This window comes from Pseudomonas sp. P179 (genome assembly GCF_000478485.2).
GTDB classification, from domain to species: domain Bacteria; phylum Pseudomonadota; class Gammaproteobacteria; order Pseudomonadales; family Pseudomonadaceae; genus Pseudomonas; species Pseudomonas aeruginosa.
On sequence record NZ_KI517354.1, the window covers coordinates 1,328,757 to 1,352,529 of the forward strand.

The following is a 23,773-nucleotide window of genomic DNA, read 5'->3' on the forward strand; positions in this document are numbered from 1 at the left end:
CGAAAAACCTGCACGGCTGGCGTCCCTGTTCGCCGTGGTCGCTCCGAAGAGCGGGATGTCGCGGATGCTACGTCAAAAAAACTGTGCAAATTGTTGCGCACATCGCCGGAAAACCGCGGCGCGCCTGACCCTCGACAGTATGTAACAAAATATTTCAGAAAAATCCGACGAGCGAAGGACCGCCCCCGAACCGGGCCGGCCCATGCGCAATCAGCCTTGCAGACGCTGCGCCAAACGCTCCTGAAGTTGTGCGAGCACTTCCGGGTCGCCCTGCTTCGCCGCATGGATGCCGAGATTCTCGCCGCTGAAGCGCGGGATGACGTGGAAATGGATGTGGAAGACCGTCTGCCCGGCAGGGGCGCCGTTGAACTGGGCGATCTGCACGCCGTCCGGCTGCACCTCCTCGACCAGGGCGCGGGTCAGGCGCTGGACCACGGCCATGACCTTGGCCAGGTTCTGCGCATCGATCTCGAGCAGGTTGCGCGCCTCGGCGTGCTTGGGAATCACCAGGGTATGCCCGTAGGACTGCGGGAACAGATCGAGGAAGGCGAGCACGTCCTCGTCTTCGTAGACCTTGTAGCAGGGAGCTTCGCCGCGAATGATCTTGGCGAAGATGTTCTGGGAATCGTAAACGCCGTGCAGACTCATGGAGGCTTTCCTTGAACGAACCGGAATAGACCTGCGCACCATACCGGCTCGCTCCCCGCTCGTCACGACGTGATGCGTCGCGCGCGCCACACACTTCGAAAGAAATTGTCACAAGCCCGTCATCACCCTTCCCTACTTTCGTAGCACTCGCCGGATGGCCCTGCCGTCTCGCACAGCCACCTCCTCAACATAGGGAAATGCGTCATGACCCCAGGTTATCCCCTCGCCCTCTCTCTTGCCGTCTCCATGGCCGTGCTCGGCAGCGCCTTGCCGGCCCAGGCGCGCCAGGACGATCCGTCGCTGTTCAACCGCCAGGCCCGTGGCGAACTCAGCGAGTACGGCGGCGCACGGCGCGTCGAGCAGGACCTGACCCAGGCCCTGAAGCAGTCGCTGTCGAAGAAGAAGGCGAAGAACGTGATCCTGCTGATCGGCGACGGCATGGGCGACTCCGAGATCACCGTGGCGCGCAACTACGCGCGCGGCGCGGGCGGCTACTTCAAGGGTATCGATGCGCTGCCGCTGACCGGCCAGTACACCCACTACTCCCTGCACAAGGACAGCGGCCTGCCGGACTACGTGACCGATTCCGCCGCCTCCGCCACCGCCTGGACCACCGGGGTCAAGTCGTACAACGGCGCGATCGGCGTGGATATCCACGAACAGCCGCACCGCAACCTGCTGGAGCTGGCCAAGCTCAACGGCAAGGCCACCGGCAACGTCTCCACCGCCGAGCTGCAGGACGCCACCCCCGCCGCCCTGCTCGCCCACGTCACCGCTCGCAAGTGCTACGGTCCCGAGGCCACCAGCAAGCAGTGCCCGAGCAATGCCCTGGAGAACGGCGGCGCCGGCTCGATCACCGAGCAGTGGCTGAAGACCCGCCCTGACGTGGTTCTCGGCGGCGGCGCCGCGACCTTCGCGGAAACCGCCAAGGCTGGCCGCTATGCCGGCAAGACCCTCCGCGCCCAGGCCGAAGCCCGCGGCTACCGGATCGTCGAGGACCTCGACGAGCTGAAAGCCGTGCGCCGCGCCAACCAGAAGCAGCCGCTGATCGGCCTGTTCGCGCCGGGCAACATGCCAGTGCGCTGGCTCGGTCCGACCGCCACCTACCACGGCAACCTGAACCAGCCGGCGGTGAGCTGCGAGGCGAACCCGAAGCGCACCGCCGACATCCCGACCCTGGCGCAAATGACCAGCAAGGCCATCGAGCTGCTGAAGGACAATCCGAACGGCTTCTTCCTGCAGGTCGAGGGCGCGTCCATCGACAAGCAGGACCATGCCGCGAATCCGTGCGGCCAGATCGGCGAGACCGTCGACCTCGACGAAGCCGTGCAGAAGGCCCTGGCCTTCGCCAAGGCCGATGGCGAGACCCTGGTGATCGTCACCGCCGACCACGCCCACTCCAGCCAGATCATCCCGCCGGAAACCGCCGCGCCGGGGCTGACCCAACTGCTCACGACCAAGGACGGCGCGCCGCTGGCGATCAGCTACGGCAACTCCGAGGAAGGCTCCCAGGAGCACACCGGCACCCAGTTGCGCATCGCCGCCTACGGCCCGCAGGCCGCCAATGTCACCGGCCTGACCGACCAGACCGACCTGTTCTTCACCATCCGTCGCGCACTGAACCTGCGCGACTGATCGGACCAGAACGAAAAAGGCGCGCCGGTTTCGACCGGCGCGCCTTTTTCATTTCGCGCGGTATCCCTGGAACTAGCCCTCGACCTGGCTCCACTGCTTGGCCAGGCGCTTGTCCGAGACCGGCAGCCGGGTTCCCAGTTGCTGGGCGAACAGCGAGACCCGGTACTCCTCCAGCATCCAGCGATACACCTGCAACTCGGCGTCGCGCTTGCCTTCCTGGGCGTGCTTGGCGAGGCGCGCCTGGTATTGCGCCCAGAGTTCGCCCAGCTCGCCGCTCCACACCCGGTCGCGCTGGACCTGGCCGGCGACCTTGTCCAGGCGCTGCTCGATGGCCTTGAGGTAACGCGGATACTCCTTCAACCACTCCAGCGGGGTGGCGCGGACGAACCCCGGATACACCAGGTTGGCCAGTTGGCCCTTGACGTCGTTCAGCGGCACGGTCATGGCCAGCTCGACCTTGCCCTTGAAGCGCTTCTGCAGGCCGTGCCAGAGCTTGAGGATATCCAGCACCAGGCGTGCCAGGCGCTCGGCGTGCTCGTTCCAGGCAGCGCGCTTGCGCTCGGCCAGCGCGGCCAGGGCGGCGCCGTCGCGCGGCAGGCTTTCGCCCTGCAGCACGCAACTGTCGAGACTGGCCAGGAGGATGTCCTCGACCAGCGCCTCGACCCGTCCCAGCTCGCGGTACAGCAGGCCCATCTCGGTCTGCCCCGGCAGCTTGGCGCGCAGGTACTTGGCCGGCTCGGCCAGTTGCTGCAACAGCAGTCGTTGCAGGGCGCGGCGGTGTTGGTAGTCGGCCTCGGCCTGGGTCGGGAAGCGCCCTTCCTTGACCTCGCCCTGCTCCTCCACCAGCGCCGGGTATACCGTCATCGACAATCCGGCGACCTTCTGCTGGGCCTTCTCGGCGACGCTGGCGAAGGCCTTGGCCTCCACCGGACGCTGCTGTTCCTTGTCGGCCTGGGGTATCGCCAGCGCCGCCTGGCTGGCTTCGGCGAAACGCGCGGTGAGTTCGGCCAGGTCGCGGCCCTCGCCGAGGAACTTGCCCTGGGCGTCGACCACCTCAATGTTCATCCGCAGGTGATCGTCCAACTGCGTCGCCGCCTCGGCCCAGGCCTCGTCGGCTACCCGCACGCCGGTCATGCGCTGAAGCTCGCGGCCCAGCACCTGCGGCAGCGAACCTTCGCCGAAGGTGATGCGCTCCAGGGCGGCGCGGACGAAGTCCGGTACCGGCACGAAGCTCTTGCGGATCGCCTTCGGCAGGTTGCGCACCAACGCCACCGCCTTGTCGTAGAGCAGGCCGGGCACCAGCCAGTCGATGCGTTCGGCCGGCAATTGCGGCAGCAGCGGCGCCGGTACCCGCACGGTGACGCCGTCGCGCGCGGTGCCGGGCTCGAACTGGTAGCTCAGCGACAGGTGCAGGTCGCCCAGGCGCAGGCGATCCGGGTACTGCGCCGCAGTGACTTCGCTGGCTTCGCGGGCCAGCACGTCTTCCTCGCGCATCAGCAGCAGGTCCGGCTGATTCTGCCGCTCGCGGGCGTACCATTTCTCGAAACTGGCGGTCTGGTAGATGTCCGCCGGCAGGCGCGCGTCGTAATAGGCGAACAGGGTTTCCTCGTCGGCCAGGATGTCGCGCCGGCGTGCCTTGGCTTCCAGCTCGTCGAGCTTTTCCAGCAACTGCCGGTTGGCGCTCAGGCACTTGGCGCGGCTGTTGATCTCGCCGCGCACCAGGCCTTCGCGGATGAACAGCTCGCGCGCCACCGGCGGGTCGATCGGACCGTAGTGCACCGGACGTCGACCGATGACGATGAGGCCGTAGAGGGTGACCTGCTCGAACGCCACCACCTGGCCGCGACGCTTCTCCCAGTGCGGCTCGAAGTGGTTGGTCTTGATCAGGTGCCCAGCCAGCGGCTCCAGCCAGTCCGGCTCGATCTTCGCGACCATTCGGGCGAACAGCTTGGTGGTCTCCACCAGTTCCGCGGCCATGATCCATTGCGGGCGCTTGCGAGCGATGCCGCTGGACGGATGGATCCAGAAACGTCGCTGGCGAGCGCCGAGGTAGTCGCCTTCCTCGGCCTTCTGCCCGATCTGGCTGAGCAGGCCGGACAGGATCGCTTTGTGGACCGCCGCGTAATCGATCCCCGGTACCTCGCGTTCGTTGTCGGCCGACGCGCCTTTCTTCGCCTCCGGCTTGCGCGCCTCGGCCTTGGCCGGACGCCCGAACGGCAGCTTCAGTTCGCGGCAGATCAGGGTCAGTTGGCGGTGGGCGTCGCGCCACTCACGCAGGCGCAGGTAGTTGAGGAAGTTCTTCCGGCACCAGCTGCGCAGGGCATTGGAACCCAGCGCCTGGCGCTGCTCCTCGAAGCCACGCCAGAGATTGATCAGCGCGGCGAAGTCGGAATCCGGGTCCTTCCATTGCGCGTGCGCCTGGTCGGCGGCCTGCTGCCGCTCCACCGGACGCTCGCGCGGGTCCTGCACGGACAGCGCGCTGGCCACCGTCAACACTTCCTCGAGGCTACCCTGCTGGGCCGCCTCCAGCAGCATGCGGCCCAGCCTCGGGTCGATCGGCAGGCGCGCCAGTTGGCGCCCCAGCGGGGTCAGCTGGCCTTCGCGGTTGACCGCCGACAGTTCCTGCAGAAGGGTGAAGCCGTCCTTGATCGCCTTGCCGTCCGGCGGCTCGATGAAGGGGAACGCCTCGATGTCGCCGAGGCGCAGGTGCAGCATCTGCAGGATCACCGCGGCCAGGTTGGTGCGGAGGATTTCCGGGTCGGTGAAGGCCGGACGCGCGTTGAAGTCCTCCTCGCTGTAGAGACGCACGCATATGCCCGGCTCGACCCGTCCGCAACGGCCCTTGCGCTGGTTGGCGCTGGCCTGCGACACCGCCTCGATGGGCAGCCGCTGGACCTTGGCGCGGTAGCTGTAGCGGCTGATCCGCGCGGTGCCGCTGTCGATCACGTAACGGATGCCCGGCACCGTCAGCGAGGTTTCCGCGACGTTGGTGGACAGCACGATCTTGCGTCCCGGGCGCGGCTGGAAGATCTTCTGCTGCTCGGCCGGGGTCAGTCGCGCGTACAGCGGCAGCACCTCGGTGTGGCGCAGGTTGGCCTTGCGCAGCATCTCCGCGGCGTCGCGGATCTCCCGCTCGCCGGGGAGGAACACCAGCACGTCGCCGGGCCGCTTGCCGACCTCGCGTTCGTGGGCGGCGATCTCGTCGAGGGCGGCGAGGATGCCCTGGTCCACCGACAAGTCGTCCTCGACCCGGTTGCCCTCCTCGTCGGTTTCCGCCGCCAGCGGCCGGTACCAGGTCTCCACCGGATAGGTGCGGCCGGAAACCTCGATCACCGGGGCGCCGTCGAAATGCCGGGAGAAACGCTCCAGGTCGATGGTCGCCGAGGTGATGATCAGCTTCAGGTCCGGACGCCGGTGCAACAGGGTCTTCAGGTAGCCGAGGAGGAAGTCGATGTTCAGGCTGCGCTCGTGGGCTTCGTCGACGATCAGCGTGTCGTAGCGCTCCAGGTAGCGGTCGTGCTGGGTCTCGGCCAGGAGGATGCCGTCGGTCATCAGCTTGACTAGGGTGCTGTCGTCGCTCTGGTCCTCGAAGCGCACCTGGTAGCCGACCAGCGCGCCCAGCGGCGTACCGATCTCTTCCGCGACCCGCGTCGCCACGCTGCGCGCCGCCAGCCGACGCGGCTGGGTATGGCCGATCAGGCCGTGGATGCCGCGACCCAGCTCCAGACAGATCTTCGGCAACTGGGTGGTCTTGCCCGAGCCGGTCTCGCCGGCGATCACCACCACCTGGTGGGCGGCGATAGCGGCCTTGATCTCGTCGCGCTTGGCGGCGATCGGCAGGCTGTCGTCGTAGCGGATCGCCGGCACGCTGGCGCGCCGCGCCTCGACCTTGGCGCAGGAGGTCTGGAAGCGCTCGACCCACTGCGCCAGGCGCGCGTCGTCGGGCTGCTTGCGCAGTTCGTGGAGCTGCCGGCGCAAGCGGTGGCGGTCGCTGATCTGGGCCTGGTCGAGGCGCCGGACGAGTTGGTCAAGGGAAGGAGTCTGGTCGGTCATCTAGGCTTTTCGAATGCTGTGAGCGTGCCGCAGTCGCGGAGGACGGGAGAAGCTCCGGCCACTGCCGAGGCGAAAAATATTCGGAATTGTCGCAGATTTGAGCGGAAGAGGACGAATCCCGGTTAACGCTCGCTGCCGCGATACGGCCGACGCTGCTGGTGGGCGATGGCCCTCTCAGCGCCCCAGTCGCTTGAGCATCTCGGCCAGCGGCAGCGCATCGGCGGTGCCCGCCCGGCAGTCGGCGAGGCGATCCTCGGCCACTGGCGGCCATTGGCGCTCCACCTCGGGGCCGGCGCGATGCAGCAATGCCTGGGTCAGTTCCAGACGCCGGCTGATCGGCAGACGGCGTATTTCTTCGGCCAGGGCAGGATCGAGGCGGGCCATGGGGGGGCCTCCGGCAGGTGATGCGCTGCCGGCACGCCAGCACAGGCACGCTCATCCGCAACCGACTGCCTGCAACGAAGAAGCCCCGCATCGGCGGGGCTTCTTCAGGCAACGGCGGACTTACTTCTGGCCCGCTTTCTTCAGCTCTTCGTCGCGCAGTTCGCGGCGCAGGATCTTGCCGACGTTGGTGGTCGGCAGGCTGTCGCGGAACTCCACGGCCTTCGGCCGCTTGTAGCCGGTCAGGTTGTCATGCATGTGCTGCATGACCTGTTCCTTGGTCAGGGTCGCCCCCGGCTTGACCACCACGAAGACCTTGATCGACTCGCCGGACTTCTCGTCGGGGATGCCGATCGCGGCGCACTGCAGGACGCCCGGCAGGGTCGCCAGCACGTCTTCCAGTTCGTTCGGATACACATTGAAGCCGGAGACCAGGATCATGTCCTTCTTCCGGTCGACGATGCGCATGTAGCCGTCTTCCTGGATGATCGCGATATCGCCGGTCTTCAGCCAACCATCGGCGTCGAGGATCTCGTCGGTGGCCTCCTGGCGCTGCCAGTAGCCCTTCATCACCTGCGGACCCTTCACGCAGAGTTCGCCGCGCTCGCCCAGGGGCACTTCCTGGCCGTCGTCGCCAATCACCTTGCACAGGGTCGAGGGCACCGGGATACCGATGGTGCCGACCTGGATGTTCTGGAACGGGTTGACCGATACCACCGGCGCGGTCTCGGTCATGCCGTAGCCTTCGCAGATGGCGCAGCCGGTGACTTCCTTCCAGCGCTCCGCGGTGGCCAGTTGCAGCGCCATGCCGCCGGAGAGGGTCAGCTTCAGCGCGGAGAAGTCCAGCTTGCGGAAGGTTTCGTTGTTGCACAGGGCGACGAACAGGGTGTTCAGGCCGACGAAGCCGGTGAACTTCCACTGGCCGAGGTCCTTGAGCATCGACGGCAGGTCGCGAGGGTTGGTGATCAGGATGTTGTGGTTGCCGGTGAGCATCATCGCCATGCAATGGAAGGTGAAGGCATAGATGTGGTACAGCGGCAGCGGCGCGATGAGGATCTCGCAGCCCTCGTTGAGGTTGGCGCCCATCAGCGCCTTGCACTGCAACATGTTGGCCACCAGGTTGCGGTGGGTCAGCATGGCGCCCTTGGCGACCCCGGTGGTGCCGCCGGTGTATTGCAGCACGGCGACGTCGTCGGCCTGCGGCGCGGCTTCCTGGAACGACTTGCCGGCGCCCCTGGCCAGCGCGTCGGTCAGCTTGGTGGCTTGCGGCAGGCTGTAGGCCGGCACCATCTTCTTGATGTGCTTGACCACGAAGTTGACGATGAAGCGCTTCAGCGGCGGCAGGATGTCGCCGACTTCGGTGACGATCACCTGCTTGACGCCGGTCTTCGGCAGTACGCCCTCGACCAGGTGGGCCATGTTGGCCAGGCAGACCACCGCCTTGGCGCCGGAGTCGTTGAACTGGTGTTCCAGTTCGCGCGCGGTGTACAGCGGGTTGGTGTTGACCACGATGAGGCCGGCGCGCATGGCGCCGAAGACCACGATCGGGTATTGCAGGACGTTGGGCAACTGGACGGCGATGCGGTCGCCGGGCTTGAGATCGGTGTGCTGCTGCAGGTAGGCGGCGAAGTCGCCGGACAGCTTGTACAGCTCGCCGTAGGTCAGGGTCTTGCCCAGGTTGGTGAACGCGGGCTTGGTGGCAAAACGTTGGCAGGACTCCTTCAGTACCGACAGGATGTTCGGGTACTGGTCGGGATTGATCTCGGCAGCAATACCCGCTGGGTACTTGTCCTTCCAGAAGTTTTCGATCATGGAAGCCCACTCCTAAGCAACAGCTAATCTTCACCGCTCATGGCGGCATCTTGTTGTGATCTGCTCGCTAACCCTGGACCCAGGGCTATTAGGCGCGCCGAGATTATCAGCTTTGCCAGAGGCAGACCAGCACCAAACATGACCTATTCGGTCAAAAAAATGACCGAGACATTAGTCTCGGTCACGGTCTTTCCTGTCCCCGGCAAATGCCCGTTTCAGAGCCTTGTAAGGCTATCAGGCGATTTCGCGCAGCTCACGACGGAGGATTTTACCCACAGGCGTCATCGGTAATGCATCCTTGAGCACAATCTGTCGCGGAATTTTGTATCCGGTGAGGTTTTCCTTGCAGTAGGCCTTGAGTTCCTCGACCGACAGGCTGGGGTCGCGGGCCACCACGAACAGCTTCACCGCCTCGCCGGACTTCTCGTCGGGAATGCCCACTGCCGCGCAACTGGCCACCTTCGGATGGGCCATTACCACGTCTTCGATCTCGTTGGGGTAGACATTGAAGCCGGAGACCAGGATCAGGTCCTTCTTGCGATCGACGATGCGCACGAAGCCGTCCTCGTCGATCACCGCGATGTCGCCGGTCTTCAGCCAGCCTTCGGCATCGAGAATCTCCTCGGTGGCCTCGGGACGCTGCCAGTACCCCTTCATCACTTGCGGACCTTTCACGCAGAGTTCGCCACGTTCGCCGACAGGCAGCTCGTTGCCCTGCTCGTCGATCACCTTGAGCGCCGTGCCCACGACCGGTATCCCCACCGTACCCAGGCGTGCCTGCTCGCCGTAGGGGTTGGTGGTCACCACCGGCGAGCATTCGGTGAGGCCATAGCCTTCCACCACGGTGCAGCCGGTGACGCCCTTCCAGCGCTCGGCGGTGGCGCTGACCAGTGCGGTGCCGCCGGAGTTGGTGAGCTTCAGGTTGGAGAAATCGACGTCCTTGAACCCGGGGTGCTCCATCAGCGCGACGAACAGGGTGTTGAGGCCGAGCAGCGCGGAGAAACGCCACTTCTTCAGTTCCTTGACGAAACCGGGGATGTCGCGCGGGTTGGTGATCAGCACGTTATGGTTGCCGCTGACCATCATGCACATGCAGTTCGCGGTGAAGGCATAGATGTGGTAGAGCGGCAGCGGCGCGATCATCACCTCCTGCGCCTCCTTCATCAGCGGCAGGCCATCCTTGCCGAGCTGGGAAAGCTGGGCGTGGACCTGCAGCATGTTCGCCACCAGGTTGCCGTGGGTGAGCATCGCCCCCTTCGAGACCCCGGTGGTGCCGCCGGTGTACTGCAACACGGCGACATCCTCCAGGCCGACCCTGACCGGCTGCAGGGCATGGCCCTGGCCTTGCTTCAAGGCCTGCCTGAACGGCAGCGCCTGGGGCAAGCGATAATCGGGGACCATCTTCTTCACCGACTTCACCACGCTGTTCACCAGCCAACCCTTCAGCGCCGGCAACAGGTCGCCCATGCGCGCCTCGATCAGGTACTCGATCCGCGTATCCGGGAGCACTTCCTCGACCAGCTTGCCGAACACGTTCAGGTAGACCAGCGCACGCACGCCGGCGTCCTTGAACTGGTGGCGCATTTCGCGGGCGGTGTACAGCGGATTGGTGTTGACCACCACCAGCCCCGCGCGCAAGGCGCCGAACACCGCGATGGGATATTGCAGGACATTGGGCATCTGCACCGCAATGCGGTCGCCGGGCTGGAGATCGGTCTGTTTCTGCAGGTAGGCGGCGAAGGCGGCGGACAGACGATCGAGTTCGGCGTAGCTGAGCGTCACGCCGAGATTGCTGAAGGCCGGGCGGTCGGCGAATTTCTTGCAGGAGCGCTCGAAGACCTCGACCACGGAACGGTAGGCGGCGAAGTCGAGACTGTCGGGTACGCCGGCCGGGCGTTTGTCGTTCCAGAATTCAGGTTGCATTTATTCTTGTCCTCTTACCTGAGCGGGTCTGGCCCGCATGTGCGGGGCATCGGGCAACTTAGCAGTTGCGTCGGACAGCGCAAATACTCCTCCTGCCCTTATTGATAGTGTGAATCTCCAGCCTGTCGCTCTTCGCCGCCCGCCATTCCAGAGCGGCCCGTGCCCAAGGGTGGCGCTTTTCCGGGACGAAGCCGCGTACGCTGCTAGAATGCGCCGGAACGCGTCCGCCCGGCACAAGGAACGAACATGCCCGCCGCTGCCTACTGGCTCCCCGCCAGCGACGAAACCCCGCTGTACACCCGCCACTGGCCGAGCGCAACGGCCGTCGGCGCGGTGATGCTGTCCCACGGCATGGCCGAGCACGCCGGTCGCTACGAGCGTCTCGCCGCCGCGCTGAACGCTGCCGGCTACCACTTCTATGCGATCGACCAGCGCGGCCACGGCCGGACCGCCGAAGCCGACGAGCTGGGCCACTTCGCCGACCAGGGCGGCTGGGGCAAGGTGGTCGGCGACCTGGCCAGCCTGAACCACCATATCCGCCAGCAGCACCCGGAACTGCCGATCTTCCTGCTGGGCCACAGCATGGGCAGCTACATCTCCATGGCCTACCTGCTGCACCACAGCTGCAGCCTGCAAGGGGCGATCCTTTCCGGTTCCAACTACCAGCCGCAAGCGCTCTACCGGATCGCCCGCCTGATCGCCCGCTTCGAGCGCTGGCGCCAGGGGCCGCTGGGCAAGAGCGCGCTGATCGACTTCCTCTCGTTCGGCTCGTTCAACAAGGCGTTCAAGCCCAATCGCACGGCCTTCGACTGGCTCAGTCGCGATCCGCAGGAAGTCGACAGGTACGTGGCCGACCCGCTGTGCGGCTTCCGCTGCAGCAACCAGTTGTGGGTGGACCTGCTCGGCGGCCTGGCCGATATCACCCCGCCCACCCACCTGCGGCAGATCGATGCCGACCTGCCGCTGCTGATCATCGGCGGCGAACGCGACCCGGTCAGCCAGGGCAAGCGCCTGGGCGACCTGGCCGACGCCCTGCGCGGTGCCGGGCTGCGCCAGGTGACCCTGAAGACCTATCCCGAGGCCCGTCACGAGCTGTTCAACGAGAGCAACCGCGACGCGGTCACCCAAGACCTGATCGACTGGCTGGAACAGGCCCTGCGCCACCGCCGGGATCATTCGACAAAGGAGAGAACATGAGCCAGGTCCAGAACATTCCCTACGCCGAGCTAGAGGTCGGGCAAAAGGCCGAGTACACCAGCAGCATCGCCGAGCGCGACCTGCAGTTGTTCGCCGCAGTCTCCGGCGACCGCAACCCGGTGCATCTGGACGCCGCCTACGCGGCCACCACCCAGTTCAAGGAACGCATCGCCCACGGCATGCTCAGCGGCGCCCTGATCAGCGCGGCGATCGCCACCGTGCTGCCCGGCCCAGGCACCATCTATCTCGGCCAGACCCTGCGCTTCACCCGTCCGGTCAAGCTCGGCGACGACCTGAAGGTCGAACTGGAAGTCCTCGAGAAGCTGCCGAAGAACCGCGTGCGCATGGCCACGCGGGTGTTCAACCAGGCAGGCAAGCAGGTGGTCGACGGCGAAGCGGAGATCATGGCGCCGGAAGAGAAGCTCAGCGTCGAGCTGGCCGAACTGCCGCCGATCAGCATCGGCTGAGCGGCTTTCCCTACCGTCGGGCCATCCGGCCCGGCGGACTTGCCGGGCCGCCGCGCGCTGCTCTACCCTGTCCGCTGTCTTACCTCAATCATCAGGGATAACCGAAGGCACTCCACCGCCCGAAACCCCTTACCGGGAATCGGAGCCGCCATGGACCTTCGCTTGCTGTTGCTATCCCTGACCACCTTCGCCGCCGGCCTGGCGGAAAGCATCCTGATCGGCATCCTGCCGCCCCTGGCCGAAGACCTGCGGGTCTCCATCAGCCTGGCCGGCCAGCTCACCACCCTGTTCTCCCTCGGCTTCGCCCTCGCCGCACCGCTGCTCGGCTGGCTGACCCGGCGCATCGAACGCCGCCGCCTGCTGCTGGCGACCCTGCTGCTGTTCGCCCTCAGCAACGCGCTCGCCGCCCTCGCTCCGGGCTATCTCGGCCTGCTCCTGGCTCGCCTGGGAATGTCGGCCTGTTGCGGGCTGCTGATCGTCCTCGCCAGCCTGCTCGCCGCCGAGCTGGCCGCCCCGGCCCAGCGCGGCCGGGCGATCGGCCTGATCTTCATGGGCATCAGCGGTTCGCTGGTGTTCGGCGTGCCACTGGGCGTACAGATCAGCGACTGGTTCGGCTGGCGCTGGATCTTCGCCGGCATCGCGGTCTATTCGCTGCCCTTGTGCCTGCTGCTCTGGCGCTACCTGCCGCAACGCCAGGCCGGCGACCTGCCCGGCCGCGAAGGCTACCTGCGGCAGTTGCGCCAGCCCGCGCTGTGGCTCGCGCAACTGGTATCGATCCTGTTGCTCGGCGGGCACTTCACCCTGTTCGCCTATTTCACCCCGTACCTGGCGAGCATGGCCGGTATTCGCTCGCCCAGCGAGATCAGCCTGATCCTCCTGCTGATCGGCCTGGCAGCGCTGAGCGGCGGCTATATCGGCGGCTGGCTGGCCGACCGCCTCGGCCACCGGCGCGCCCTGCGTCTGGTGCCGGCGGCCTTCGCCCTGGCGCTGGCGGCGGTGCCGCTGAGCCTGGGCAGCATCGGGTTCCTGCCGGTACTGATGGTCTGGAGCGCGATCAGCTGGATGATCTCGCCGGTGGTGCAGAGCTTCCTGCTGCGCAGCGATCCGGCCAGCGGTTCCGCCGGCGTCGCCCTGAACACCTCGGCCATGCACCTGGGCGTGGGCCTCGGCGCGGCGCTGGGCGGCCTGGTGGTGGCGGCACTGGGAGTCGCCGCGACGCCCTGGGTCGGCCTCGCCCTGGTGCTGGCGGCGCTGGCCTGCGCGCTTGGCGCCAGCACGCTGGATGGCGCCACGCAAGCGCTGCCGTTCAGTCCCCCTGCACGGTGACGCTGGCGGTCATCCCGGCGCTCAGGTGGACATCCGCCGGCACCTGGTCGAGGCGGATGCGCACCGGAATGCGCTGCGCCAGGCGCACCCAGTTGAAGGTCGGCTCGACATTGGCCAGCAACTGGCCGTCCGGCGTCGAGTTGCGGTCGGTGATACCGCTGCTGATGCTCTCCACCGTGCCGTCGATCGGCTGATCGCCGCTCATCAGGCGGACCTGGGCGCGCATGCCGACGCGGATGCCGGGCAGCTTGGTTTCCTCGAAGTAGGCGACCACATAGAAGGACTGCTGGTCGACCAACGCCATCACCGCCTGGCCCGCCGTGGCGTAGTTGCCCTGGGCCAGGCGCAGGTTGGTCACCTGGCCGTTGCGCGCGGCGCGCAGCTCGCTGCGCTTGAGGTTGAGTTCGGCGATCTTCACCTGGGCCAGCGCCTCCTGGTACTCGCTGCGAGCGATGGCGGCATTGATCTGGGCGTTTTCCTTGTCCTCGGCGCTGATCGCGCCGATGCCCAGGCGGCTGCGCCGGGCCGCCTCGTTCTGGCGCAACAGGTATTGCTGGTGACGGGTCTCGGCGACGGCGCGGGCCTGCTCCAGGTTGGCCTGGTAGCGTTCCTGGTCGATGCGCATCAGCACGTCGCCGACCTTGACCACCTGGTTGTCCTTGACCTCCAGGTCGGTCACCCAGCCGGACACGTCCGGCGCCACCACCACCACGTCGGCCCGCACCCGGGCATCGCGGGTCCAGGGCGAGAGCATGTAGTAGCGCCAGAGCCAGATGCCGGCGAGGACAGCGGCAGCGACCACCAGCAGGGTGACGACGACGCGAAGCGATGCACGCATGCGAATCTCCTTCTCGGGGCGACGATTCAGGTCGTAGCCGCCCAGGTAATGCCACTCAACATCAAAATGAACAGGGCGCAGTCGAACAGCGCCTCGTGCCAGACCCAGCGACGCAACGGCGTTTTCTGGATCAGCACCCGCAGCGCGGCGGTGGCCGCCAGCGCCAGCAGGGCATAGACGAACAGCGGGCTGAGGTAGACGCCGCCCCAGGCCGATTCATGCAGACTCATGGCTTTCCTCCTGATGGCACCACTGCTGCCAGGTGAACAGCAGTTGCGCCAGGGCCGCGCGCGCCAGGCGGCTGGCTTCGTCGTCGTGGCGAGCGTCACGCTCCAGGGCTTCGCGCAACGGCAGGCTGATCCGCTCCAGGCGGTCACTGCGCGGACCCGCGGGACCGGCCTCAAGCAGTTCGCCCAGTTCCCCGAGGAAGCGGTCGCGCGCCTTGCGCAGGACGCCACGGGCGCCTTCCAGGCAGGCCCGCAGGTGGATCAGTTCGTTACCCAGGTCGAGCGCCAGGAGGCCATCGTCCCAACGCCGCCGCTCCTGCTCCGGCAACAGGTTGGCGTGCCGCGCCAGGCGCAACAGGCGGTCGGCCATGCGCCCGCCGAACCAGTTCTCCGCCTGCGCCAGCGGGCGCCGGGTGAGGCGGCCGAGATCGACGCAGGTGGCGTCCAGCAGGCGTCGGGTCAGCCAGCCCGGACGCAAGGTCAGCAAGCGGAAGATCACCACCGCGAAGCCGACTCCGATCAGCACGCCCTGGGCGGAATTCAGCAGGGTCGCGAGGTTGTAGTCCATCTGGTTGCGCGGCGCGACCAGGACGATGAAGTGGATCGCGAACGAGGTGGCGGTGCCGGCGGTGACCGGTACGGCCATGCCCAGGGTGGCGAAGAACAGCGGCACGCCCATCGCCAGGCAGAGCAGCGGGAAGCCATTCCACTGCGGCAGCAGCCACTGGCTGACCAGCATCGCCGCCGGGATCGCGTAGACGATGCCGCGCAGGAAGCTCAGGCCGATGGCCACCGCGTTGTCGCGGTTGGCGAACAGGCTGCACACCACCGCCGCCAGCAGCATCGCGCCGGACGCCGCCGGCCACGCGGTATAGATCCAGTAGACCGACAGCCCGAGCAACGCCAGGGCGCTACGCGTACCGTAGAACAGCGCCATCTGCAGGTCGCGGTGCCAGGACAGGGTACCGGCGCTGCCCACCCGCCCCTCGACCTCGCCGCTGGCCACCGCGCGCATGCCCTTCTCGGCATTCACCGCCTTGAGCAGCAGCACCGAGCAGCGGGTCAGCAGGTACCGCTGGTCGTTGCTCCACTGCGGCTCGACCGCGACCTGCGCCAACTCCTCGCGCAGCGCCTGCATCGACGCCGGATCGGTTCCTTCCAGGGCGCTGGCCAGCGCGGCCAGCCAGCGCTCCACCCGGCGCTCTTCCTCTTCGCTCAGCCGCGCCCGTTGCCGGGCCACGCCGCGCGCGGTGCGCAACAGGCTGAGCAGGTCGCGCGAGAGCAACGCCAGGGCGCCGGCCCGGCGCCGCCCGCGCTCGCCTTCGAACCAGGCATGGTCGCGCTGCGCATCGACCTCGACGATCTTGCTCAGCGCGTTGAGCAGCCCCTGCGGCTGCCGCTGGCGCGGGTCGATCTCGCCGCGCGCGGCCTGCATGCCCAGCAGCCAGGTGGCGTGGGCCTGCTTGTCGAGGTTCTGCTCGACCCGCTGCGGCCAGAGGATCGCACTGACCGCCGAGGCGCAGATGATCCCCAGGCAGATCTCGGTACAACGCGCCACCGCCTGCTCGAAGACCAGCAGCGGCTGGTCCACCGCCGGCAGGCCAATGATCGCCACCGTATAGCCGGAAAGTACGAAGGCATAGGAAACGTGGTTGCGCAGGGAGGTCGAGGCCGCCGTGCAGAGCCCCAGCCAGAGCGAGATGGCCAGCAGGAACAACCAGGGCGCCTGGGCGAACAGCGCGATCATCAACACCGACATCGCGGTGCCGACCAGGGTGCCGAGCAGGCGGAACAAGCCCTTCGCCACCACCATGCCGGACAACGGCTGGGACACGATCAGCACGGTCATCAGCGCCCATTGCGGCTGCTCCAGGTCGAAGCGAAAGGCGCACCACAACGCCAGGCCGCCGGCCAGGAGCGTCTTGATGGCGAACTTGAGCGCCAGCGTCGAGGGTGCCAGGAACGGCTTCCAGTGAATGGGCACAGGGTCTTCCGAAACGGGGTCTACATCAGCATAGATAGCCGGCGAACGCCGAGGCGATATGTGCAGCCTATATTATTAGGCTGCTAACAATATCGTCCAGCGACATTCGTAGTATCCCGATCGCTGCGCCGGTGTTTTTCCAGGCGCAAAAAAAACGGGCGACCGAAGTCGCCCTAAGTGCCTTGCGTGCTCTGTGTATCCGGGAGGATCAGCCTTTGCGGCTATGGGAATCCTTCCAGATGAAGTAACCGACCCCACCGAAGAAAGCGACCATGAGGCCTACTGTAAGAATCCCTGCGAGAACCACTTCGTCGATGAACATGTTGATGGCCTCCAGTTGCCGGTTGGGTGTTGCTCGATGGGCTCAGATTAGCGAGGCGCGGCGGCGCAATATTGACCTGGATCAATCGCCCGGACGGGCTTTTTCGGCCAGGTGCATGACACTGACCCAGGTCAAGTTTCGCAGGAGGGAGAATGCGGTCGGACGCCGCAGATAACCGGGAAAAACCTGCCCGATCGCCGCACGTTGCCCGCAGGAATGCGCCGCCGGCGAACGCGGCGGCGGAGGCTTCAGCGCTTCTTCGGCTTGCCTTTCGGCTTCTTCCGCGGCTTGCCCAGCGGCAACACCTGTTCGAAGGCCTTGCGGACCTCCTGCAGGCGCTTCTCGTGCACGTCGTGGATGCGCTTGTCGCGCTCGGCGCTGAGGTCGATCACCTTGTCGTCGTCGTTCATGGCTGGGGGTACACCAGGCGGAAGGTCAGGTTCAAACGGGGCATGCAGGAGCGGCGGGTCTTCGCCACCTGATGTTGCCAATGATGCTGGGTTGCGCCGCGCATGACCAGCAGGCTGCCATGGGTCAGTTCCAGAGAGTGGGCGATGCGGGTCTGGCCCTTGCGCCGCAGGTCGAAGCGGCGGCTGCCGCCGAGACTGAGCGAGGCGACCAGCGGATCGCGGCGCAGCTCTGGCTCGTCGTCGCTGTGCCAGCCCATGGAGTCCTGGCCGTCGCGGTAGTAGTTCAGCAGCACGCCGTTGACCCGCTGGCCGACCTCGCGCTCCACGCGCTCGCGGATCTCGCCGAGCAACGCGGTCCATGGCAGCGGCCGGTGGACCTGGCCGGAATAACGGTAGGCGGCGTCAGGGTCGCCGTACCAGGCCACCAGGCGCGGGGTCGGATGCTCCTCGCCATGGATGCGCAGGATCGGCTGTTCCCAGGGCGTTTCCTGTTCCAGGCGCAACAGCCAGGCGCTCGCCAGCGGCGCATCCAGCCAATGCGGGAGATAGCGCAGGTCGGCGTCCGGCAGGGTCAGGGGTGCGTCGGCGAACAGGTCCATGGGCCGCAGGTTACTACGCCGCAAGGCCGCTGCTGAAGCCTGGAAAACCAGGGTTACACTTCGATGTCGATCAATTGTCCCTTGCGCGGCAGCTCGTCCGCCTGGGCGCTCTCCCCCGCCTCGTCAGCCGGCGCCTCGTCCCCCTCGTCGCTCCGCGCGTGCGCCTCGCCGCCCTGGCGGCGCTGGCGACGGCGGTATTCCTCTTCCAGCCAGCTTTCCTCGTCGCGCTCCTGGCGCAAGGCGACGCCATCGCTGCCCGCGCCAGCCTGGGTCGGCGCGACCGGCGGCGTGGCCGGACGGGGCTTGGGCGGGTCCTGCTGGACGGTGACCGGGATCAGGCCCTGGGGGATCGGCGGAAGCATGCAGGCAACCTCTCTGGGTAGTGCCGCGTCATGGGTTCTCGCAGCGTGCCGGTTTGCGGCGTTCTTCTACAAGGGTTATCGGTCGACCCGCCGCTCGACTTGAGAACCAGCCGCCAGGCGGTCGCTCCCGTACCGACGGACGGCTCTCCGACGAAGCCGTGGCGCAACACGCAATCCATCGCCAAGCGTCGCTCAACGCCACGCGTTGCGGTACCATACCCGGCTTTTTGGGAGGTGGACATGGCGCAGTATCAACCGGGGCAACGCTGGATCAGCGACAGTGAAGCGGAATTGGGCCTGGGGACCATCCTGGCCCAGGATGGCCGCCTGCTCACCGTGCTCTATCCGGCGACCGGCGATACCCGCCAATACGCCTTGCGCAATGCGCCGCTGACCCGCGTGCGCTTCGCCCCCGGCGATGAAGTGACGCACTTCGAAGGCTGGAAGATGACCGTCCGCGAGGTCGAGGAAAGCGAAGGCCTATTGGTGTACCACGGCCTCACCGCGCAGAACGAGCAGCGCACCCTGCCGGAAACCCAGCTCTCCAACTTCATCCAGTTCCGCCTCGCCAGCGACCGTCTGTTCGCCGGACAGATCGATCCCCTGCCCTGGTTCTCCCTGCGCTACCACACTCTCGAACGCCGCAGCCAACTGCTCCAGTCCTCGCTCTGGGGCCTCGGCGGCGCCCGCGCCCAGCCGATCGCCCACCAGTTGCACATCGCCCGCGAAGTCGCCGACCGCATGGCGCCGCGCGTCCTGCTGGCCGACGAAGTGGGCCTGGGCAAGACCATCGAGGCCGGCCTGATCATCCATCGCCAGTTGCTCTCCGGCCGCGCCGGGCGGGTGCTGATCCTGGTCCCGGAAAACATCCAGCACCAGTGGTTGGTGGAGATGCGCCGGCGCTTCAACCTGCAGGTGGCCCTGTTCGACAAGGAGCGCTTCGCCGAAAGCGATGCCAGCAATCCCTTCGAGGACACCCAGTTGGCCCTGGTCGCCCTGGAGTGGCTGAAGGAAGACGAACGCGCCCAGGACGCCCTGTTCGCCGCCGGCTGGGACCTGCTGGTGGTCGACGAAGCCCACCACCTGGTCTGGCACCAGGACCAGGTCAGCGCCGAATACGCGCTGGTCGAGCAACTGGCGGAGATCATTCCCGGCGTCCTGTTGCTCACCGCGACCCCGGAGCAACTCGGCCAGGACAGCCACTTCGCGCGCCTGCGCCTGCTCGATCCGAATCGTTTCCACGACCTCGAAGCGTTCCGCCGGGAGAGCGAGCAATATCGCCCGGTCGCCGAAGCGGTGCAGGAACTGCTCGACCACGGCAGTCTTTCCGCCGGCGCGCGCAAGGCCATCCACGGCTTCCTCGGCAGCGAGGGCGACGAGCTGCTGGCCGGCGTCGAGGGCGGCGATGAAGAAGCTCGCTCGCGCCTGGTCCGCGAGCTGCTCGACCGCCACGGCACCGGTCGCGTGCTGTTCCGCAACACCCGTGCCGCCGTGCAGGGCTTCCCCCAGCGCGAACTGCACGCCTATCCGTTGCCGATGCCGAGCCAGTACGAGGAATTGCCGGCCGGCGAACACCCGGACCTGTATCCGGAAGTGAATTTCCAGCAGCAGTGGGAAGACGGCGACGACAACAACCGCTGGTGGCGCTTCGACCCGCGCGTCGAGTGGCTGATCGATACCCTGAAGATGCTCAAGCAGTTCAAGGTCCTGGTCATCTGTGCCCACGCCGAGACGGCCCTCGACCTGGAAGACGCCCTGCGCCTGCGTTCGGGCATCTCCGCCACGGTGTTCCACGAAGGCATGAGCATTCTCGAGCGCGACCGCGCCGCCGCCTACTTCGCCGACGAAGAGTTCGGCGCCCAGGTGCTGATCTGCTCGGAAATCGGCAGCGAAGGCCGCAACTTCCAGTTCGCCCACCACTTGGTGCTGTTCGACCTGCCGGCCCACCCGGACCTGCTCGAGCAGCGCATCGGCCGCCTCGACCGGATCGGCCAGCGACACACCATCCAGTTGCACGTACCGCACCTGGAGAACAGCGCCCAGCAGCGCCTGTTCCAGTGGTACCACCAGGCGCTGAACGCCTTCCTCAATACCTGCCCCACCGGCAACGCCCTGCAACACGAGTTCGGCCCGCGCCTGCTGCCGCTGCTCGACGGCGGCGAGGACAAGGCCTGGGACGCGCTGCTCGCCGAAGGCCGCGCCCGTCGCGAAGCCCTCGAAGCGGAGCTGCACAGCGGTCGCGACCGCCTGCTCGAGCTGAACTCCGGCGGCGCCGGCGAAGGCGAGGCGCTGGTGGAGGCCATCGAGGAACAGGACGACGACTTCGCCCTGCCGATCTACATGGAGCGCCTGTTCGACGCCTACGGCATCCACAGCGAAGACCATTCGGAAAATGCCCTGATCCTCAAGCCAAGCGAGAAGATGCTCGACGCCGGCTTCCCCCTCGGCGACGACGAAGGCGTGACCATCACCTACGACCGTGCCCAGGCGCTGGCCCGCGAGGACATGCAGTTCCTCACCTGGGAACATCCGATGGTTCAGGGCGGCATGGACCTGGTGCTGTCCGGCTCGATGGGCAACACCTCGGTGGCGCTGATCAAGAACAAGGCGCTGAAGCCCGGCACCGTGCTGCTCGAACTCCTGTTCGTCAGCGAGGCCGTGGCACCGCGCGCCCTCCAGCTCGGCCGCTGGCTGCCGCCGCAGGCCCTGCGCTGCCTGCTCGACGCCAACGGCAACGACCTGGCCGGCCGGGTATCCCTGGAAACCCTCAACGACCAGTTGGAAAGCGTGCCACGGGTCAGCGCCAACAAGTTCGTCCAGGCCCAGCGCGATGTGCTGGCCAAGCAGTTCGACGTGGCCGAGGGCAAGATCGTCCCGCGCCACGAGGAACGCGTGGCCAGGGCCAAGCAGCAGTTCGCCGCCGCCATGGACGAGGAACTGGCGCGCCTGACCGCGCTCAAGGCGGTCAACCCGAGCGTCCGCGACAGCGAGCTGGACAGCCTGCGCACCCAGCGCGAGGAAGGCCTGGCCCTGCTCGACAAGGCCTCCCTGCGCCTCGAGGCGATCCGCATCCTGGTCGCCGGCTGACGCCCGGCAACGGCTGCGCGAAACGAGAAGCCATGGGCATCCCCCATGGCTTCTTTCATTTCATTTCCAGCGAAGGCCACAACGGCGAATGGCCGCGCGGCGACCGTTCGCCCCGTTCCCCGGCCCCCGCCGGGCCGCGAGCCAGGCGTCGCAGCGGAATCGCGACGATCGCCCTGCGACTTATTGACCTCCGGCAAAGGTCCGCCGGCCGCGAGGGTCTACAGTGTCCTTGAAGTTTCAAGAACGCCCGGCGGGCGGACACTCACTCTGGAGGGACACCTTATGTACGATCGCATTCTGGTAGCCGTGGACGGCAGCCCGGTCTCCGACCGCGCCCTGGAAGAGGCCATCAAGCTGGCCGGCCTCAGCGGCGGCAAGCTGCGCGTCATCACCATCGTCGACAGCCCGCTGCGCCACCTTCCCGACTACGCGGTGTACTACAACCCCGAGCCGCTGCGCGAAGCCGCGCTGAAAGCCGCCGATGACGTCCTGGCCAAGGCCCGCGAGAAGGTCGAGGCGAGCAACGTCGAAGGCGCCACCTTCGATCGCGTCTGCCAGGAGCGCGCCAGCGAGGAAATCGCCGAGCGCATCGAACTCGAGGCCCAGGCCAGCGATGCCGACGTGGTGGTCATGGGCACCCATGGTCGTCGCGGCATGCGCCGCCTGATGCTCGGCAGCGTGGCGGAAGGCCTGATCCGCGTGGCTTCGCGTCCGGTCCTGCTGGTCCGCGACAAATAAGGCGAAAGCCGACGAAAAAGGCCGTGGGGGGGAATCCTCCACGGCCTTTTTTCTTTCAGCCCCCGTCGCTCACTGGGCTGCCCTGGGCGCGCGGCAACTGGCGAAGATGTCCAGCGCCGGCTGGTACAGCGAAGTCTGTACGTCCAGCAGGCCGAGCACCGAGTGGAACAGGTTGTCGTGGCTCAGGTCCTTGTCGTCGCGCTTGCCGTCCAGGCAACTGCGCTGGATGCCCCAGTTGCCCAGCGCCTGCGGGGCGAACCACATGACCATCGGCACGTGGATCTGCGCCTGGGGCGCGATCGAATAAGGCGCCGCGTGCAGGTAGACGCCATTCTCGCCCAGCGACTCGCCGTGGTCGGACACGTAGATCATCGCCGTATCGCGCTTGTCGGCATTCCGCTTGAGCAATTCGATCACCTTCGTCAGGAAGTGGTCGGTATAGAGGATGGTGTTGTCGTAGACGTTCACCAGCTCTTCCTTGCTGCAACTGCCGAGCTGGTTGGTCCGGCATACCGGCTGGAAGCGCTCCATCTCCTTCGGGTAGCGCTCGTAGTACTCGGGACCGTGGCTGCCATCGGAGTGCAGGACGATGATGGCGTCGTCCTGCAGCCCGTCGATGTACTCCTGCAGGCCTACCAGCAGCGACTCGTCCAGGCAGTTCTTGCCGTCGCAGAACGGACTCGGCTGGGTCTTCGGGATGTCCCGGTTGGGCACCCGCAGGCAGGTGCCCTTGCAGTCGCTGTTGTTCTCCAGCCACAACACCTGCACGCCGGCACGCTGGAGAATGTCCAGCAGGCCTTCGTGGGTCTTGGCCTTCTTGTCGCTGTAGTCCTCGCGCGGGTACTGGGAGAACATGCAGGGCACCGAGACCGCGGTGGAAGTGCCGCAGGAACGGACCTGGGTGAAGTTGACGATGTCCTGCTTGCTCAGCTCCGGGTTGGTCTCGCGAGCGTAGCCGTTCAGCGAGAAATGATCGGCACGGGCGGTCTCGCCGACCACGAACACCAGCAGCGATTTCTTCTGTCGCTGCAGCGCAGCCGGCGCCTGGCGGGCGTCCAGGCCGATCGGCTCGACCACCAGGTGTTCCTTGATCACCAGGCGCTGCTTGGCGTACTTGCCCACCGCGTAGATGTAGTTGGTCGGGTTGATGAAGTGGGTCAGCTTGTCTTCCTCGCGGAAGATCGGGGCGTAGGTGGAATAGAAGCTGCCTACCATTACCGCGACGATCAGCAGGCAGCCGAGCAGCGTCAGGATCTTGTTCAGCAGGCCGCGGAAGAACGGCCGGTAGCGTACCGGCCAGAGCCAGATCAGCAGCGAAGGCAGGACACCGAGCAACAGCAGATAGCCGAGCAGGGTCGGGTTGACCAGGTCGCCGGCCTCGGTGGCGTTGGTCTCGAAGACGTTCTGCACCATCACCGTGTCGATGCTGATGCCGTAGCTGCCCATGAAGTAGGTCGCGCCGGCCGAGCACAGGGCGACCAGGGTCAAGGCCGGCTTGAGCAGCGGGCGGAAGGAAACCAGGGTCAGCAGGAGCGTGAAGGCGGCCCACAGGAACGCCGCGAACGAGGCGAAGAACGCGAAGCCCTTCAAGCCTTGCAGCGGCACCAGGCCATGCAGGGCCTTCCAGGTCGCCGCGTTGTAGAACACCACCAGAACCAGCGCGAACAGCATCACCAGCCGGGTCGAACCGATAGCCGGCAAGAAACGCTTGATACCCCCACCCATTGAAGCAACTCCTGAAACGTAACGGACCGCCGCCACCCC

At 66.6% G+C, this 23,773-nt stretch carries 19 protein-coding genes; 6 read left to right on the forward strand and 13 right to left on the reverse strand.

From position 1 onward, the window contains the following. Positions 1-210: 210 nt before the first annotated feature. The gene (locus HMPREF1224_RS18815) at positions 211-648 is read right to left on the reverse strand and encodes an HIT family protein (RefSeq protein WP_003160751.1); all 438 of its coding nucleotides are present in this window, start codon (positions 646-648) and stop codon (positions 211-213) included. A gap of 204 nt (positions 649-852) precedes the next feature. Here HMPREF1224_RS18815 and phoA point away from each other — a divergent pair, with 204 nt between their 5' ends. Next, entirely contained in the window at positions 853-2,283 is a 1,431-nt protein-coding gene (gene phoA, locus HMPREF1224_RS18820) for an alkaline phosphatase (RefSeq protein ID WP_003160752.1), read from the forward strand. A 72-nt stretch (positions 2,284-2,355) separates the two neighbouring features. On the opposite strand, the gene hrpA is transcribed toward phoA, so the two are convergent. The 4 genes from hrpA to fadD2 all read right to left on the reverse strand — a co-directional run bounded on the left by hrpA (position 2,356) and on the right by fadD2 (position 10,452). Further along, positions 2,356-6,336: an ATP-dependent RNA helicase HrpA gene (gene hrpA, locus HMPREF1224_RS18825; RefSeq protein ID WP_003105494.1), complete on the reverse strand. Its 3,981-nt coding sequence runs from the start codon at positions 6,334-6,336 to the stop codon at positions 2,356-2,358. A 174-nt stretch (positions 6,337-6,510) separates the two neighbouring features. Next, the gene (locus HMPREF1224_RS18830; protein ID WP_003105496.1) at positions 6,511-6,720 is read right to left on the reverse strand and encodes a hypothetical protein; all 210 of its coding nucleotides are present in this window, start codon (positions 6,718-6,720) and stop codon (positions 6,511-6,513) included. Positions 6,721-6,840: 120 nt separating this feature from the next. Then, positions 6,841-8,529 carry a long-chain-fatty-acid--CoA ligase FadD1 gene (gene fadD1 / locus HMPREF1224_RS18835; protein WP_003091643.1) on the reverse strand — a complete coding sequence of 563 codons (1,689 nt, stop codon included), beginning with the start codon at positions 8,527-8,529 and terminating at the stop codon, positions 6,841-6,843. 234 nt (positions 8,530-8,763) lie between these two features. Then, positions 8,764-10,452 (reverse strand): long-chain-fatty-acid--CoA ligase FadD2, encoded by a 1,689-nt coding sequence (gene fadD2, locus HMPREF1224_RS18840; RefSeq protein ID WP_003091644.1) that lies wholly within the window; start codon positions 10,450-10,452, stop codon positions 8,764-8,766. 246 nt (positions 10,453-10,698) lie between these two features. Between fadD2 and HMPREF1224_RS18845 the strand changes: the two genes are divergently transcribed. From HMPREF1224_RS18845 to HMPREF1224_RS18855, 3 genes are all read left to right on the forward strand, one after another. Continuing rightward, positions 10,699-11,649, forward strand: a complete 951-nt coding sequence (locus HMPREF1224_RS18845) for an alpha/beta hydrolase (RefSeq protein WP_003115465.1) — start codon at positions 10,699-10,701, stop codon at positions 11,647-11,649. Beyond that, entirely contained in the window at positions 11,646-12,116 is a 471-nt protein-coding gene (locus tag HMPREF1224_RS18850) for a MaoC family dehydratase (protein WP_003091647.1), read from the forward strand. Before HMPREF1224_RS18845 ends, HMPREF1224_RS18850 begins: the two co-directional genes overlap by 4 nt. A 150-nt stretch (positions 12,117-12,266) precedes the next feature. After that, positions 12,267-13,442, forward strand: a complete 1,176-nt coding sequence (locus HMPREF1224_RS18855; protein WP_003117592.1) for an MFS transporter — start codon at positions 12,267-12,269, stop codon at positions 13,440-13,442. Here HMPREF1224_RS18855 and HMPREF1224_RS18860 read toward each other — a convergent pair. From HMPREF1224_RS18860 to HMPREF1224_RS18885, 7 genes are all read right to left on the reverse strand, one after another. Then, positions 13,423-14,280, reverse strand: a complete 858-nt coding sequence (locus HMPREF1224_RS18860) for an efflux RND transporter periplasmic adaptor subunit (protein ID WP_003091654.1) — start codon at positions 14,278-14,280, stop codon at positions 13,423-13,425. The genes HMPREF1224_RS18855 and HMPREF1224_RS18860 overlap by 20 nt on opposite strands. 26 nt (positions 14,281-14,306) lie before the next feature. Beyond that, positions 14,307-14,510 carry a DUF1656 domain-containing protein gene (locus HMPREF1224_RS18865; RefSeq protein ID WP_003091655.1) on the reverse strand — a complete coding sequence of 68 codons (204 nt, stop codon included), beginning with the start codon at positions 14,508-14,510 and terminating at the stop codon, positions 14,307-14,309. After that, complete coding sequence (locus tag HMPREF1224_RS18870; RefSeq protein WP_003113160.1) at positions 14,497-16,491, reverse strand: FUSC family protein; 1,995 nt, start codon at positions 16,489-16,491, stop codon at positions 14,497-14,499. Before HMPREF1224_RS18870 ends, HMPREF1224_RS18865 begins: the two co-directional genes overlap by 14 nt. A 208-nt stretch (positions 16,492-16,699) precedes the next feature. Further along, on the reverse strand, positions 16,700-16,813 hold the full coding sequence (gene ccoM, locus HMPREF1224_RS46095) for a cytochrome c oxidase subunit CcoM (RefSeq protein WP_003091657.1): 114 nt from the start codon (positions 16,811-16,813) through the stop codon (positions 16,700-16,702). Positions 16,814-17,061: 248 nt separating this feature from the next. Then, complete coding sequence (locus HMPREF1224_RS45585) at positions 17,062-17,223, reverse strand: hypothetical protein (protein ID WP_003091659.1); 162 nt, start codon at positions 17,221-17,223, stop codon at positions 17,062-17,064. Further along, the gene (locus HMPREF1224_RS18880; RefSeq protein ID WP_003115462.1) at positions 17,220-17,822 is read right to left on the reverse strand and encodes an alpha-ketoglutarate-dependent dioxygenase AlkB family protein; all 603 of its coding nucleotides are present in this window, start codon (positions 17,820-17,822) and stop codon (positions 17,220-17,222) included. The genes HMPREF1224_RS45585 and HMPREF1224_RS18880 overlap by 4 nt, the downstream gene beginning before the upstream one ends. A 53-nt stretch (positions 17,823-17,875) precedes the next feature. Continuing rightward, positions 17,876-18,184 carry a hypothetical protein gene (locus tag HMPREF1224_RS18885; protein WP_003091664.1) on the reverse strand — a complete coding sequence of 103 codons (309 nt, stop codon included), beginning with the start codon at positions 18,182-18,184 and terminating at the stop codon, positions 17,876-17,878. A gap of 234 nt (positions 18,185-18,418) precedes the next feature. On the opposite strand from HMPREF1224_RS18885, the gene rapA reads away from it, so the two are divergent. Together rapA and HMPREF1224_RS18895 are read left to right on the forward strand one after the other, a co-directional pair. Next, positions 18,419-21,271 carry an RNA polymerase-associated protein RapA gene (gene rapA, locus HMPREF1224_RS18890; RefSeq protein ID WP_371106236.1) on the forward strand — a complete coding sequence of 951 codons (2,853 nt, stop codon included), beginning with the start codon at positions 18,419-18,421 and terminating at the stop codon, positions 21,269-21,271. Between the two features lie 282 nt (positions 21,272-21,553). Further along, positions 21,554-22,009, forward strand: coding sequence for a universal stress protein (locus HMPREF1224_RS18895; RefSeq protein WP_003091672.1), 456 nt, complete (start codon positions 21,554-21,556; stop codon positions 22,007-22,009). Between the two features lie 69 nt (positions 22,010-22,078). Here the strand turns inward: HMPREF1224_RS18895 and HMPREF1224_RS18900 are convergent, their stop codons facing one another. After that, positions 22,079-23,734 (reverse strand): phosphoethanolamine transferase, encoded by a 1,656-nt coding sequence (locus HMPREF1224_RS18900; protein WP_003091675.1) that lies wholly within the window; start codon positions 23,732-23,734, stop codon positions 22,079-22,081. Between the last annotated feature and the right edge of the window lie 39 nt (positions 23,735-23,773).